Below are 13,879 nucleotides of genomic sequence, written 5' to 3' on the forward strand. Positions count from 1 at the left end.
CAAAGCGGAAGGATGTAAGTCAGGATGGAACTAATTATTGATGGATTGAGGAAAGCAATTGAGATGATTCTCACGGGCGATAGAGAAATTCTCGAAATAACGTGGCTGACTCTTAGAGTTTGCTTTATGGCCATCCTGATTAGTTCCCTGATTGGCTTGCCGCTGGGAATGCTGCTTGGTCTTACCAGGTTTAAAGGAAGAAAAGTAATCCTAGTGTTCATAAATATCGGCATGGGCCTACCCCCGGTTGTTGCGGGATTATGGATCACAATGCTACTGTGGCGCTCTGGCCCACTAGGACATTTACAATTGCTTTATTCTCCAACGGCGATTGTCATGGCACAAGTGCTAGTTTCCCTGCCAATCGTTACAGGCTTAACAAGCTCTGCCTTTCAACAAATTAACGATAAAATGCTTTTACAAATCAAAGCACTTGGTGCAACCAAAATTCAAACGATTGCAATCCTTCTAAAACAAACAAAGATTGCCATTTTTGCTGCGATAATGGCCGGCTTTGGCCGTGTTATCGCTGAGGTTGGTGCTGCAATGATGGTAGGCGGAAATATTCAAGGAGATACACGAATTTTAACTACTTCTATTGTCATGGAAGTATCAAAAGGTAACTTTGATGTTGCCCTAGCGATTTCCTTTATTTTATTAACGGTTGCTTTATTGATCACTGCAGCCTTAACACTGTTACAGCAAAGGAGGCGAGTATCATGAATCCATTGATTGAGCTGAGAAAAATTAGCTATCAGGCAAATTCAAAAACTATTCTTGCCATCCCTCATTTTCAGATTCAAGAAGGTGAATTTCTCGGAATCATGGGCCCCAATGGTGCTGGTAAAAGTACCATGCTTAAAGTAATGGCCATGCTTGACAGTTTTAGTGGCGGTGAGATTTTATACCGCGGGCAAGCCGTTCCAAATGGAACCCCCTCACTTGAACTGCGGAGGAAATTCTCCGTCGCCTTACAGCAATCGTTACTATTAGAGGGCTCTGTTTTTCAAAACATTGCAATTGGACTAAAGCTTAGAAAGGTTCCAAAAGCAATTATTAAAGAAAAGGTAAATTTGTGGATGGAGCAGTTTCAAATCAGTCATTTGGCAAAAAAAAACGCCCACTTCCTTTCAGGCGGTGAGGCACAGCGTGTAAACCTTGCAAGAGCTATGATTGTCGAGCCAGAAATACTTTTTCTTGATGAACCTTTTTCAGCATTGGATTTCCCAACAAAAATCAAATTAATGGATGACTTTAAAGGAATTATTGAAGGTTCAAGAACGACAACTGCCTTCGTCAGCCATGATTTGATGGAAATCAATTATCTTACGAATACTCTTGCCATTATCGTAAATGGAGAAATCAAGCAATATGGACCTACCCAGAGAGTCCTTGAACACCCCAATTCAGCGACTACTCCTTTCCTAAATGAATGGAAGAAATTCTATCCCTTACACTTTAACAACCAAAAGCCGCTATCCCTATTGAGATAGCGGCTATTTTTTATTCATCTTCTACCGGAAACCATAGAATGATGCTTGTTCCTTTATTTATACGGCTTTTTACCTTAATGAATCCTTTATGAGCTTCCATTAATGCTTTTACAATTGAAAGGCCAATTCCAGCTCCGCCTGTTTTTCGATCACGTGATTTGTCGCCTCGATAAAAGCGTTCAAAGATATGCGGAATATCATCCTCTGCTATGCCTGACCCTTCATCTTCTACCTTGAACCCCACATACCCTTCCTTTTCCATTAATACGGAAATGGTCACGTTCTTTCCTTCTGGCGTGTATTTTAGAGCGTTATTCAACACATTGGAGAGAATTTGCATTAATCGATCCTTGTCAGCAGGGAAAAGCAGTTCCTTATCGGGCTCTTCAATATGAAGCAGTACACCTTTTTGTTTAAACAAGGGTACAAACATTTCCCATAAAGCCAAAAGAACATTTCCCGCCTCTACCTCTACTTTTTCCAATCTAATTTGTGAATTCTCGGCTGCGAGCAGTTTTTCAAGCTCATTCACCAGCCTTACTAATCGCATGAGCTCTTCATGGCTTGATTGCAAACGGGCCGGTGTTGGCTCCCAGATTCCATCCTGGTAGGCCTCGATTTGACTTCTTAACGTAGCAAGCGGCGTACGAAGTTCATGAGCTAAATCGCCAGTAAATTGTTTTCTTAACATTTCACCCTTTGCCAATGATTCTGCTAGATTATTAAATGAAATCGCAAGCTGTTTAACCTCTGTGGGTAATCCCGTTAACGGAATCCGAATCGATAGATTATGCTGCTGCAGTTCATTTGCTGCAAAAGATACTTTATTTAATCCTGAGGTTAGTTTTTTAGAAAATAACATACTAAATAGAATCGATAACAATATCGTTAAACAAACAGCAGCATAAATGTATAACTGAATCGTTTGTAAAAAATTATACTCATCATCAATTAAGCCTATTGGGTAAATAGCCTCAAGTTTACCAATCACTTTATTGTCTACTCTAAGAGTATAGGAGGCAGAATGCCACTCCTCTTCATTTGGCTCGGGTTCGGTCAACCCTAGGCTATTCAAGTAACCAACAATATTAGAGGTCCCCATTTGCAACTGACCGCGGTTATCATACAAATCGAAATAAAGCTGATCGGTCATCGCATGCTCATGGAGGAAACCAAATACCGGATCCCTAGTAAAATGTCCATTTTTCTGATAACCCTTTTCAATCTCTGTAATAATTCTGTCAATCTTCTTTTCTCGGTTACGATCTAGATAATTCTTAAAGCTTTCTTCAAATCCCCACTGCATAAAAAAGCTGACAAAGAGTATTCCAATCATCGAGCTGAGTAAAAGATAAAAGAGAATTTTAGACCGGAGTGTTTGAAACATCTAGCACCCCTCCAAATTTATACCCCATCCCAAATACGGTCAGGATAAACAGCGGCTGCCTAGAATCCAACTCAATCTTTTTCCGAAGGTTTTTAATATGGGTATCGACACTTCGCTCATAGCCTTCGTAATACATTCCTTCATCCTGGATTTTTTCAAGTAAATCCATTCGACTGTATACTCTTCCCGGATTAAGTGCCATATTGGTGAGCAGTTTATATTCAATCGGTGTCAAAATAACATCCTGACCTTTAACCGTTACTTCTTTTTTACTGAGGTCAATTGCCAGTTGTCTTTTATTGAATTCAATTCGTTCTACTTTCTCTGTTTTCTTTACTCTTCTTAGGATCGCTTGTACCCTTACCACTACTTCCCTCGGGCTAAATGGCTTTGTTAGGTAATCATCTGCCCCCATGACAATCCCGTTTATACGGTCATCTTCCGCAGACTTAGCCGTCAGCATCAGAATAGGGACATCTGATTCTTTTCTTACTAAACGGCATACCTCTTCACCGGAGATATCCGGCAGCATTAAATCTAGTACAATTAAATCTGGATTTATTGTTTTAGCCTTTTTTAAGGCGTCTATTCCATTATCAGCACAATGAATTTCATAGCCTTCTCTTTCGAGGTAGGCTTCGAGAACTTCTAGTATTCTTTTTTCATCATCTACTAGTAATATTTTCATCGTTCTCACTCCCTTAACTATAATATATCATGTTGGGGAATGGCTTTTTTCATCTTCACAAATTCATCACAACTTCTTCATAACATCTACAATATTTCTCGATAAGATGTACCTGTAGCAATGAAAGAGCTCTTAATTCTCTAAGGTTTATACATGGTATTAACCAACTTGCTCCTCCCTTTTTTATCTCTCTTTTTTACATATGGGTTCCCCCCGTGGGAGCCCTTATTTTTTTGCATAACTGTATCAAAGTTGCCGCATGATTTCCGCTCCACAAAGGGAAGCTTCTTTGAATAATCACCGCAGTGCAGCCCGTCTCTGCCTGTCACGAGGTGCTTCGCTTTCCGCAGGAGGTCCGGGGAGCCTCCTCGCCGCTTAAGCGACTGCGGGGTCTCCCCGGACCCTTACTCCTGCAGGACATTGATTTACTCCTTGATTCTGCCCACGCACGAAGAAAATGCGATAGCATTTTCGAGGAGTCTCGCACCTTCCGCTCCAATCAATAAAGTCCTATAGCAGCATTGCATAAAAAAAGGCCATTATCATTTTATGATAATGGCCAGTACTGTTTAGTTGTCGGTCTTTTTGATTGTGTCTGTGAGTTCTTCGATGCTTCGTTTTACATTTCCTTTTCCTGAGTAGTTCTCGATTAGTTCTTTCACATCAATTCCACTTGAAGCTTTTAGAGACTCCTGAAGAGTGGCCATAAGGTTTGTTGCATAACCAGTAATCTTATTGGCTCCGCCATTTTCTCCAGAACTGCCAGTGTCTACCACCGTAATTTTATCAATATTAGCAAGCGGGCTTGCGACCTGCTTCGCATATTCTGGAAGCATTTTAATAATCATGTCTAAGATAGCCGCTTGACCGAATTGCTCGAATGCCTCTGCAATCTTTTCCTTTGCTTCTGCTTCTGCCAAACCTTTCAGACGAATAATTTCTGCCTCTGCCGTCCCCTGTGCCTTTTGGGCCTCTGCTTTGGATAAACCATCTAGTCGAACACGTTCTGCTTCCGCTTTTGCCATCGCTTCAATTCGATACTTATTGGCTTCAGCATCTGCGATTTGTTTTGCCTTATTCGCAGCAGCAGCCTGCTCAACGGAGTATCGATCCGCATCCGCTTTTTTCTTTACTTCGGAATCATATTGACGCTCACGGCGCAGAATTTCTTTTTCTTCTAATTCAATTTGCTTTTGCCTTTCGATAATTTTAACTTGCATTTCCTGCTCTGTTACTTCCTGCTTCGACCTTGCACTTTCCAATTCATATGCCATGTCAGCCCGTGCTTTAGCACTATCTTGTTCACGGCGAAACTCTGCAACTTTTAACTGATTAATTTTTTCTGCCTCCGCAATTTCAGTAGCACGCTCTAATTCAGAACGCTTTGCTTCCTTTGCAGCTTCTGCTCTTTTAATCCTAGTTTCTTTATCAGCTTCAGCCGTTGCAATATCAGCGTCACGTTTAACTTGGGCAATTCTAGGTTTACCAAGGGAATCCAGGTATCCGTTTTTATCGCGGACATCCCTAATGGTAAAGGAAACGATGACTAATCCCATTTTCGCCAGGTCCTGAGAGGCAACTCTTTGAACCTCTTGTGAGAATTTATCACGGTTTTTATATATTTCTTCTACCGTCATAGAACCAAGGATAGAACGTAAGTGGCCCTCAAGAACTTCTTTGGCTTCATTTTCTCGGTCTTCCTTTGCCTTACCAAGGAATTGTTCGGCAGCCGTGGCAATTTCACTTATCGAGCCGCCAATTTTTATGATTGCGACACCATCTGCCATAACGGGTACGCCTTGCTCTGTATACACTTCAGGCGTTGTTACCTCAAGCTTGCTTGAAAGCAGGCTAAGTGGTTTTGCCTGTTGAAACACCGGTAAAATGAAGCTACCACCGCCGCGAATGATTTTGATTTTATTGCCTGATTCATCCACATGTACACTGCCATTTCCTAAGAAACTTCCGGTAACAATCAGTGCCTCATCCGGCCCAGCTGTCCGATACTTCGTGACAAAAACACCGACTAAAGCGATTAATATAAATGCAACAATCCCAATAACAATCCAAAAACTTAATTCCATCTAATAACCTCCCCTAAAGTAAATATTTCTCTATTTCTTGATGAGAGCTAACTTGGAGCACCCCATCTTTTATATCAACCACAAGCACATTCGTGCCGTTATCAATCTGAACACGATCAAAGCTTGTTGCTGGTTTTGCAATTCTTCCGCTAATACTTTCTATCATTACTTCCCCATAACCATCTGCCGGAATCGCTGTAATCACAGTTCCAATTCTGCCTCTTAAATCACTTTCCTTGTATACAAGTGATTCTTCAGCATTCGACAATGGAATTAGAATAAAAACATTTAAGATAGTAACAAGAATTGAGGCAATAATGGCTGATACCCCTAAGATTGCTAGATAATGTAGTAAGGTAAGCTTCTCAAATAAATACCCGCTTGCCGAAAAAATAGTAACAAATGCAAAGATAATCACGGGATTAAGAAAATCTGGTCCATCAAAATGAACAACGTCTGCAAAGAAAACATACAAAATGGTTAAAATACCTGAACCAATTAATCCATATAAATAAAGCGTTTCTAATGGCAGATTGAATACTTCCATTGGCACCACTCCCTTCCTTATGTATGCAACTTTAATACGATTCCATTATGGAAAAGTTTCACATTTTATAATAAAATTTTACCTAAATAATAAAAAGAGTGCTATGACTTTTGCCATAGCACTTACTGAATCATATTTAAAAATTTTCTCGTTCGCTCCTCTTTGGGATTGGTGAAGATTTCTTCTGGCTTGTTCCTTTCAACCACAACACCTTGATCCATGAAGATAACCTCATCTGCTGCCTCCCTTGCGAAGCGCATTTCATGTGTTACGACAATCATCGTCATCCCTTCGTTCGCAAGGTCCTTCATGACTTTTAACACTTCACCCACAAGCTCAGGGTCAAGAGCGGAAGTTGGTTCATCAAACAACATAACCTTTGGCTCCATTGCTAATGCTCTAGCAATTCCAACCCTTTGCTGCTGTCCGCCTGAAAGCTGGGCAGGATAAAAATCCATTTTATCCCCTAGACCGACCTTTTCAAGTAATGCTTGCGCTTTTTTTCGTGCAGCACTTCTGTTCTCTTTTTTAACAATGATTGGACCCTCCATCACATTCTCAAGAGCTGTTTTATGCGGAAAGAGGTTGTAACTTTGAAACACCATACCTGTTAAACGGCGAAATTCTGCAATGTTTTTTGCCGGTACAGCACCTGAGAAATTAAGGATATTTCCCTCTATCGAAATGACACCTTTAGTCGGTGTTTCTAATACATTCAAACAGCGGAGCATGGTCGTTTTCCCAGAACCGGAAGGTCCAATAACCACTACTACATTGCCTTTTTCTACTTCTAAGTCAATCCCTTTTAGAACCTCTAATTTCCCAAATTGCTTATATAATCCTTTAATCGAAATCATCGTAACTACCCCTCTCCCTTTCTTACACGTAACGGTCAAGTTTCTTTTCCATCACCTGTTGTATGACGGATAGAATAAAGCAAATAACCCAATAGATAAGGGCAGCTTCAGAATAGACCAATAAAAATTCATAATTGCTGGCAGCAATTTCTTGGGCTTTACGGAACATCTCAGAAACCAGCACCAGGGATGCAAGGGAAGTATCTTTCACGAGACTAATAAACGAATTCGATAATGGCGGAATAGAAACTCGAGCTGCCTGGGGCAGTATAATTCTTATTAACACTTGGGAATAACTCATTCCAATCGAATAGCCGGCTTCCCATTGCCCTTTCGGGGTTGAAAGAATCGCTGCGCGTATAATCTCAGAAGCATATGCTCCTACACTAAGGGAAAAGCCTATGACTGCAGCTATATAGGAATCAATTATAATCCCAAGAGTGGGCAGGCCATAAAAAATGATAAATAACTGTACCAATAAGGGAGTTCCACGAATCACAGAAACATAAACTCTTGCTATTATTTGGAAAACCTTCACATTAGAAATACGAGCCAGGGCTGTTAATATAGCTAAGATCAATCCAATGGCAAACGATATCAGTGTTAAAGGAATGGTATTAAAAATAGCCCCTTTCAGAAGGGGCAGAAAGGAACTTTGAGCAATGTCAATCAATCGGGCCGTTCTCTCTGGGTCGGTAAAAATACTATTTAAGTACATCTTCACCAAACCATTTTTCAGAGATTTTTGTATATGTGCCGTCTTCAATCATTTCCTTTAAAGCCTTGTTAACTTCCGCTACAAGCGTATCACTGTCTTTTCTAAACATAAGCCCGCTGGCAGATGCCTCTTCACTGGTTGCAGCAACTTTTATTGGCGCATCAGGTCTTTGCTTTGTATAATCTAAAAACGAAATGCGATCGTTTATTGTTACATCAACACGTTTGGATGCAAGAAGTTCTACTGCTTGAGTAAAGCCTTCAACACCGACTAGATTTGCCCCATATTTTTTGGCCATATCTCCATAGTTACTTGTTAAGGACTGTGCTGAATTTAAGCCTTTAATGTCTTCAAAAGCTTTTACTTCATTATTATCCTTGTGTGTGATCAAAACAGCCGCTGACTTAATATATGGATCAGAAAAATCATATTTTTCCTGACGGTCAGGACGAATTCCAACCTGGTTCGCAATCATATCAAATCGCTTTGCATCAAGCCCAGCAAATATGGCATCCCATTGAGTTTCTTTAAACTCAGGTTCTACGCCAATACGTTTTGCCACTTCAGTTGCAATCTCAACATCAAATCCAGTCAGATTTCCACTTTCATCATGAAAAGTAAATGGAGCATATGTACCTTCAGTCCCAATTAAGAGTTTGCCATCTTCCTTAATCTTCGCTAATAAATCTTGATCATCAGCCTTATCTGCTGCCTTGTTGTCTTCCTTTTTATCCTCATTTGCCTTATCATCTTTTCCACATGCTGACAAAATCAACATAAAGCTGACTAAAAGTGCAAAAACAATAGTTAATTTCTTCATTTCTACTTATCCTCCTAATTCTGATTGTTTTTCTCGGATTAAACCATCTTAATATAATCTGTTATGGCTGTAAAGGTATAATGTAAAATGTACACAATTTTATTATTCCCTATTTTCTTAACTATAATGTAAAACACCTGCTAGAATCCCAGCAGGTGTTACATTATTTATTATGCTGATAATAATTCTTTTGCTGTTTGATCATTAGCAAGCTTTTTCTTAAGCGGACCGTAAAAGAATATACCACTTGTTAAAAGGACAATCCCTAATATAAAGGTCTTTAAATCTGAAGTTCCTGATATAATGACCCATACTGAATAAATGGTTGCCACTATTGCAATAACTCCATCTATCATTCTTGACTTTGAATTATTGTAGGTCTCACCCTTAATCACTAATTTTAATTGATAAACTGAAGCAATAAAATAAGGAACTAAATAGGCTAAAGTTGCAATGGTAATAATAAAATCAAAAGCACCTGAAATCGATTTAGAAACCGTTGAGAAAATAAAAATCTGAGCAATTCCGTTTGTTAATACAAGTGAAAATATCGGCAGGCCTTTTTTATTTTCTTTTAAGAAGGCAGGAAGGAATAATCCTTGCTTTGCCGCTTGATAAGGCACTTCTGCACTTAACATAACCCAGCCAATCGTAGAACCAAATAAGCTGACTAATCCAATAGCAGCTAATACTTTTCCACCCACCGGTCCTAGTACGGTTTGAATCGCATCAATCAATGGCTTTTCCGAGTTAATAAGTGTATTTTGGTCTAACATCCCCATGACCAGTGTGCTTATCCCAATATAAATACCAAGAGCGATAAAAAGTCCAACAATCGTTGCTCTTTTTACATCGATTTTCCTTTTCGCACGTGATGCAAATACTACAGCTGACTCCAAACCACAGAAAGCCCATAAAGTTACTAATGCCGCATTGTTAACTTGTGACATTAAACCAAACGTTTGTCCTGAATCACCTAATCTAGTTTCAACCATTGGTAAAATATTTGTTTTATCGAAGGTATAAAGGCCGACAATGATAAATAGTAAAAATCCTGTTACCTTTGCTGCTGTAGCGGCAAAATTTAATTTCCCAGCACTTTCTAAGCCGCGTAAAATGATAAAATGCGTACCCCATAAGAGAAGGGTGCAAACAATAAACGTTAACCCATTACCAACTTTCAATGTATATCCGCCAATCGTAAACCAGTCAGCTTGACTCGTTAAGACAGGAAAGAAGGTTGATAAATATCCAGCAAACGTGGTAATAATTGCAACATTTCCAGCTACATTTCCAATCCAGTAACCCCAAGAAGCCATAAATCCAGATAGTATAGAGCTCTCCGATCCGGGTTTAAAAAGTTCTTTTGCATATATTTGTGGACCACCTGTCAGATTCGGTTTTCGGATTGCTAGGTTTCCGAATACAAGTGCTATCATTAACACACCTATTCCAGTTAATAGCCACGCTAACATAACCCCAGCAGGGCTGGCAGCCTCTGATAAAGACCGTGGAAGCATGAATATACCTGATCCAACCATGTTACCAACAACGAGTGCGGTTAAAACCCAAAAGCCTAACTTATTTGAATTCCCCAAGATGTACCCCCCTATCAAGCTTTAAGGTGCATAATTTATAGTCAACTTCCAAAAGTGAATAATTATTATATTAACGTAATAATAATATGAGTCTCCATCACTATAGTCAATGGAAAATATATCACACAGAATACTTAAAAAAATAAAAAAATAGCAAGGTAATCCTTTGATACGATTACATTACTATTTTTACATTTTTATTTTCTTCTTGCCTGATTTGTTCTGAATTGAACCTCCGGGGAAATACTCCCGACATGTTAATCATTAACATAGCCAAATCAAAAAAGGGGGTAATCCCCTTTTTCTCATTTCCACCATTGGTCAAACATTGATGCTGGAAGATGCCGCTTATGTTCGGTTACGAGATAGCGTTTTTCAATTTTTTCTGCGATTTCTTGTGAAACTGATTTTCCTTCTAGGTAATCATCGATGTCATCGTATGAAATCCCTAGTTCTGTTTCATCAGCTTGACCTGGCTTTTGATCAAGCAAATCAGCAGTTGGCACTTTCAGATAGAGACTTTCTTCTGCACCTAGCTCTTTTAGCAGAGCTTTGCCCTGGCGCTTTGTTAATCCGCTTAAAGGCAGCACATCCGCTCCACCGTCACCGTGTTTTGTGAAGAAACCTGTAACCGCTTCTGCCGCGTGGTCCGTGCCAATGACGAGCAGACCTTCCATCCCTCCAAAAGCATATTGAGCAATCATTCTCATTCTTGCCTTCACATTGCCTTTATGATAATCACTTAATGGTTCTGCTGGATTACCAGCATTATACTCAGCTTGAACTGCATCCACTGCAACTTGAATATTAAACGTGCACTCACGGTCTGGGCGGATGAATTTCATTGCACGTGCTGCATCGTCTTCATCCCGCTGTACCCCATAAGGCAGACGAATAGCAATAAATAAAGCATCATTAGCTTCTTGGCGTAGTTCTTCAACCGCGAGCTGAACAAGCCGTCCCGCAAGCGTTGAATCCTGGCCGCCGCTGATTCCTAATACGTACCCCTTCGCCTTAGTTTTTAACAAATAGCTTTTTAAGAAATCAATTCGATTTCTTATCTCCTCCTTAGGATTAATCTCAGGTTTCACATTCAATGTCTGAATAATTTCTTTTTGCATGGTTTCTATTTAAACCTCCATTCATTATGTATGCTAATAAGTAATTTATCATAATTGTTTAATATTTACCTAAAATCTTACTCCTTAGCTCAACAAATGATATGATTATAGAATTGGTTTTCAGATAAAAATAAGTTATCACAGATTATGGAGGGAATAAAATGAATCCAAAAACTTGTAATGAATCTAGAGTAGTCAGGACGGGCAGAATTTTTCCGAATGATGTAAACAATCATAATACCTTATTTGGAGGCAGATTAATGAGTGACATGGACATGATTGCCTCCATTTCAGCTGTACGACATGCAAGAAAAGAAGTTGTTACCGCCTCAACAGACTCTGTTGATTTCTTAAGTCCGATTACTCAACAGGACTCTGTTTGTATTGAATCTTTCGTAACCTGGACTGGAACCAGTTCAATGGAGGTTTTCGTCAAGGTGATTGCAGAGAATTTAATGACAGGTAATCGAAAAATTGCTGCTACTGCTTTTTTAACCTTTGTTGCTTTGGATGAAGATGGAAAACCAACAAAAGTTCCTGAGATTATTCCCGAAACGAAAGAAGAAAAAAAGCTGTTTGAAACAGGAAAAGATAGAGCTGAAAAACGGAAAGAACATCGTAAAAACAGTAAGGAACTCGCAAGTTATTTTACAACTGAAAAACCTTGGGAATGAAGATAGGCTGATAGCTTGCCTATCTTCATTTTTTCTCTGTAGACTCACTTTTCCACGTCGTAACCCCATCTTCTTCATCAAACTCAATCGTGACATCGACGACGCCTTTTTCTGCCATGATTTTCTCCTGCAAACGGTCTTTAATGTCATCTGCAGCTGCAATCGTTAGATGAGGGTCAATCTCAATTTCCAATTCCACATGTAAATCTTCCCCTTCTTTAATGACAGCAAGGTCTTGGATATCTTTAACATCCGGGTCAGACATCACTAATTGACCAATCTTCTCTTCCATTTCCTCATCTGCCCTGCCAAGAACACCTGCAGCATTATCCAAAAAGACTCGGCCGACAACAAAAAACATCATTAAACCGATGAGAATCGAAGCAGCTCCCTCAATCCAAAGGACACCAGTGAAATGGGATATGATTACTGCAAGAATCGCCAGCAGGCCCCCGCTTGTCGCCACTAAATCTTCCATGAAAACAAGCTTTGTTGCCGGCTTGGCTCTCCCTAAATGGGAAAAACTTCTTATTACGACACTTAGACCGTTTGCTTCTTCTCCGACCTCATGCATGACCTCCTTCATTGCCTTATAGAGAACGTACACCTCAAGAATGAGAGCAAATGCCAGTACACCTACATTTATTAAGAATCCTTCCGATTTGGCTGGATGTAGAATATGATGATAACCTTCTTGGATGGTTTCAAACGCCATAATTCCAACGATTAATACGGCTCCTAATAAGACTAAGTTAACCAATCGGCCAAAGCCATTTGGAAAACGATCAGTTGGCGACTTCTTGCTTAAGGCAGATCCAATAAACACAAAAAACTGGTTAGCCGCATCTCCTAGACTATGCATCGTTTCCGCAAACATCGCAACGTTTCCCGTAAACATATAGGCAACACCTTTAGCGATGGAAATGATTGTGTTAACGATTGCTGCAATCAATGCAGATTTATTCCCTTTTCTTAATAATATAAATAATTCTCCCATCATACCCCTACTTTCTCGTGCTTTTAGATATCCTTACTATTTTCAAAAAAAGCTATTTTCATGAAAATAGCCGACTTCCTATTTAGTGAATTTATTCCAATTGGTAAAAATGCTGGTAGAATAAGTAATACAAAGGGATATACTGATTCTGGAGGAGGAATGGGAATGAAATTAGAAGAAGTGATGAGTAAGCTTGAGGAATTTGGGTCAGAGCAAACGAAAAAAATCTATATGAACCACGGGGTAAAGGAACCGTTCTTTGGAGTTAAAGTAGGTGACTTAAAGAAACTCATAAAGTATGTGAAAAAGGACCATCAACTTGCATTGGCACTTTATGATACGGGGAATCATGATGCGATGTACTTAGCTGGACTATCTGTGGACCCGAAATTGATTTCAAAAGAAACGCTGCAGGATTGGGTTAAAAAAGCATATTGGTATATGCTTGCCGAATATACGGTTGCAGGGGTTACATCAGAAAGTGAATATGCACTTGAACTTGCACGTGAATGGATGAATTCACCTGAAGAAATGACAGCTGTATGCGGCTGGAATACATATACAAACTATCTTTCCATTCATCCAGATGAAGAGTTGGATATTGAAGAAATTCGAAGCAGGCTAAATCAAATAGAATCAAGTATTCATGAAGAGCGAAACCGTGTTCGTTATGCAATGAATACCTTTGTTATTGGTGTAGGAGCATATGTGAAAGAATTGCATGAAGAAGCCATTTTAGTTGCTGACAAAATTGGAAAGGTCCATGTGAATGTCGGTAACACCGCATGTAAAGTACCAGTAGCAACACAATATATAAATAAAATTGCTCAAAAAGATAAAATAGGTATAAAGAAGAAAAGTGCCATTTGCTAAATAGAAAACCCCCATTGAATTG

Annotated in this window: 14 protein-coding genes; 4 read left to right on the forward strand and 10 right to left on the reverse strand. The window is 39.5% G+C overall.

Annotation, left to right across the window (positions count from 1 at the left end; all coding sequences use genetic code 11):
- Positions 1-24: 24 nt before the first annotated feature.
- Positions 25-723, forward strand: a complete 699-nt coding sequence (locus QNH48_RS25470) for an ABC transporter permease (protein ID WP_283952495.1) — start codon at positions 25-27, stop codon at positions 721-723.
- Complete coding sequence (locus tag QNH48_RS25475; RefSeq protein ID WP_283952496.1) at positions 720-1,493, forward strand: ATP-binding cassette domain-containing protein; 774 nt, start codon at positions 720-722, stop codon at positions 1,491-1,493. Before QNH48_RS25470 ends, QNH48_RS25475 begins: the two co-directional genes overlap by 4 nt.
- A 10-nt stretch (positions 1,494-1,503) precedes the next feature.
- Here the strand turns inward: QNH48_RS25475 and QNH48_RS25480 are convergent, their stop codons facing one another.
- The 9 genes from QNH48_RS25480 to nadE form a co-directional block, all read right to left on the reverse strand.
- A complete protein-coding gene (locus tag QNH48_RS25480) occupies positions 1,504-2,880 on the reverse strand; it encodes a HAMP domain-containing sensor histidine kinase (RefSeq protein ID WP_283952497.1) in 1,377 nt (458 codons plus the stop codon).
- On the reverse strand, positions 2,858-3,568 hold the full coding sequence (locus QNH48_RS25485; RefSeq protein ID WP_283952498.1) for a response regulator transcription factor: 711 nt from the start codon (positions 3,566-3,568) through the stop codon (positions 2,858-2,860). The genes QNH48_RS25480 and QNH48_RS25485 overlap by 23 nt, the downstream gene beginning before the upstream one ends.
- A 569-nt stretch (positions 3,569-4,137) precedes the next feature.
- Positions 4,138-5,652 (reverse strand): flotillin lipid rafts scaffold protein FloT, encoded by a 1,515-nt coding sequence (locus QNH48_RS25490; protein WP_283952499.1) that lies wholly within the window; start codon positions 5,650-5,652, stop codon positions 4,138-4,140.
- Between the two features lie 13 nt (positions 5,653-5,665).
- Positions 5,666-6,199 (reverse strand): NfeD family membrane protein, encoded by a 534-nt coding sequence (locus QNH48_RS25495; protein WP_283952500.1) that lies wholly within the window; start codon positions 6,197-6,199, stop codon positions 5,666-5,668.
- Positions 6,200-6,321: 122 nt separating this feature from the next.
- A complete protein-coding gene (locus QNH48_RS25500) occupies positions 6,322-7,056 on the reverse strand; it encodes an amino acid ABC transporter ATP-binding protein (RefSeq protein WP_283952501.1) in 735 nt (244 codons plus the stop codon).
- A 22-nt stretch (positions 7,057-7,078) separates the two neighbouring features.
- Positions 7,079-7,774 (reverse strand): amino acid ABC transporter permease, encoded by a 696-nt coding sequence (locus QNH48_RS25505; protein ID WP_283952502.1) that lies wholly within the window; start codon positions 7,772-7,774, stop codon positions 7,079-7,081.
- Positions 7,761-8,594: an amino acid ABC transporter substrate-binding protein gene (locus QNH48_RS25510; RefSeq protein ID WP_283952503.1), complete on the reverse strand. Its 834-nt coding sequence runs from the start codon at positions 8,592-8,594 to the stop codon at positions 7,761-7,763. The genes QNH48_RS25505 and QNH48_RS25510 overlap by 14 nt, the downstream gene beginning before the upstream one ends.
- Positions 8,595-8,764: 170 nt before the next feature.
- Positions 8,765-10,192, reverse strand: a complete 1,428-nt coding sequence (locus tag QNH48_RS25515; RefSeq protein ID WP_283952504.1) for an amino acid permease — start codon at positions 10,190-10,192, stop codon at positions 8,765-8,767.
- Between the two features lie 305 nt (positions 10,193-10,497).
- On the reverse strand, positions 10,498-11,313 hold the full coding sequence (gene nadE, locus QNH48_RS25520) for an NAD(+) synthase (protein WP_283952505.1): 816 nt from the start codon (positions 11,311-11,313) through the stop codon (positions 10,498-10,500).
- 161 nt (positions 11,314-11,474) lie between these two features.
- Here nadE and QNH48_RS25525 point away from each other — a divergent pair, with 161 nt between their 5' ends.
- Positions 11,475-11,987: an acyl-CoA thioesterase gene (locus QNH48_RS25525; protein WP_133369105.1), complete on the forward strand. Its 513-nt coding sequence runs from the start codon at positions 11,475-11,477 to the stop codon at positions 11,985-11,987.
- Positions 11,988-12,012: 25 nt separating this feature from the next.
- Here the strand turns inward: QNH48_RS25525 and QNH48_RS25530 are convergent, their stop codons facing one another.
- Entirely contained in the window at positions 12,013-12,984 is a 972-nt protein-coding gene (locus QNH48_RS25530; protein WP_283955891.1) for a cation diffusion facilitator family transporter, read from the reverse strand.
- 165 nt (positions 12,985-13,149) lie between these two features.
- Between QNH48_RS25530 and QNH48_RS25535 the strand changes: the two genes are divergently transcribed.
- On the forward strand, positions 13,150-13,857 hold the full coding sequence (locus QNH48_RS25535; RefSeq protein WP_283952506.1) for a DNA alkylation repair protein: 708 nt from the start codon (positions 13,150-13,152) through the stop codon (positions 13,855-13,857).
- Positions 13,858-13,879: the final 22 nt, after the last annotated feature.

The organism is Neobacillus sp. YX16, assembly GCF_030123505.1.
Lineage (GTDB): Bacteria > Bacillota > Bacilli > Bacillales > Cytobacillaceae > Neobacillus.

Coding starts and splice junctions, on each gene's coding strand:
- QNH48_RS25530 (WP_283955891.1), bottom strand. CDS start 12,984: ATGGGAGAATTATTTATATTATTAAGAAAAGGGAATAAATCTGCATTG.
- QNH48_RS25510 (WP_283952503.1), bottom strand. CDS start 8,594: ATGAAGAAATTAACTATTGTTTTTGCACTTTTAGTCAGCTTTATGTTG.
- QNH48_RS25480 (WP_283952497.1), bottom strand. CDS start 2,880: ATGTTTCAAACACTCCGGTCTAAAATTCTCTTTTATCTTTTACTCAGC.
- QNH48_RS25505 (WP_283952502.1), bottom strand. CDS start 7,774: ATGTACTTAAATAGTATTTTTACCGACCCAGAGAGAACGGCCCGATTG.
- QNH48_RS25475 (WP_283952496.1), top strand. CDS start 720: ATGAATCCATTGATTGAGCTGAGAAAAATTAGCTATCAGGCAAATTCA.
- QNH48_RS25490 (WP_283952499.1), bottom strand. CDS start 5,652: ATGGAATTAAGTTTTTGGATTGTTATTGGGATTGTTGCATTTATATTA.
- QNH48_RS25525 (WP_133369105.1), top strand. CDS start 11,475: ATGAATCCAAAAACTTGTAATGAATCTAGAGTAGTCAGGACGGGCAGA.
- QNH48_RS25485 (WP_283952498.1), bottom strand. CDS start 3,568: ATGAAAATATTACTAGTAGATGATGAAAAAAGAATACTAGAAGTTCTC.
- QNH48_RS25500 (WP_283952501.1), bottom strand. CDS start 7,056: ATGATTTCGATTAAAGGATTATATAAGCAATTTGGGAAATTAGAGGTT.
- QNH48_RS25535 (WP_283952506.1), top strand. CDS start 13,150: ATGAAATTAGAAGAAGTGATGAGTAAGCTTGAGGAATTTGGGTCAGAG.
- QNH48_RS25495 (WP_283952500.1), bottom strand. CDS start 6,199: ATGGAAGTATTCAATCTGCCATTAGAAACGCTTTATTTATATGGATTA.
- nadE (WP_283952505.1), bottom strand. CDS start 11,313: ATGCAAAAAGAAATTATTCAGACATTGAATGTGAAACCTGAGATTAAT.
- QNH48_RS25470 (WP_283952495.1), top strand. CDS start 25: ATGGAACTAATTATTGATGGATTGAGGAAAGCAATTGAGATGATTCTC.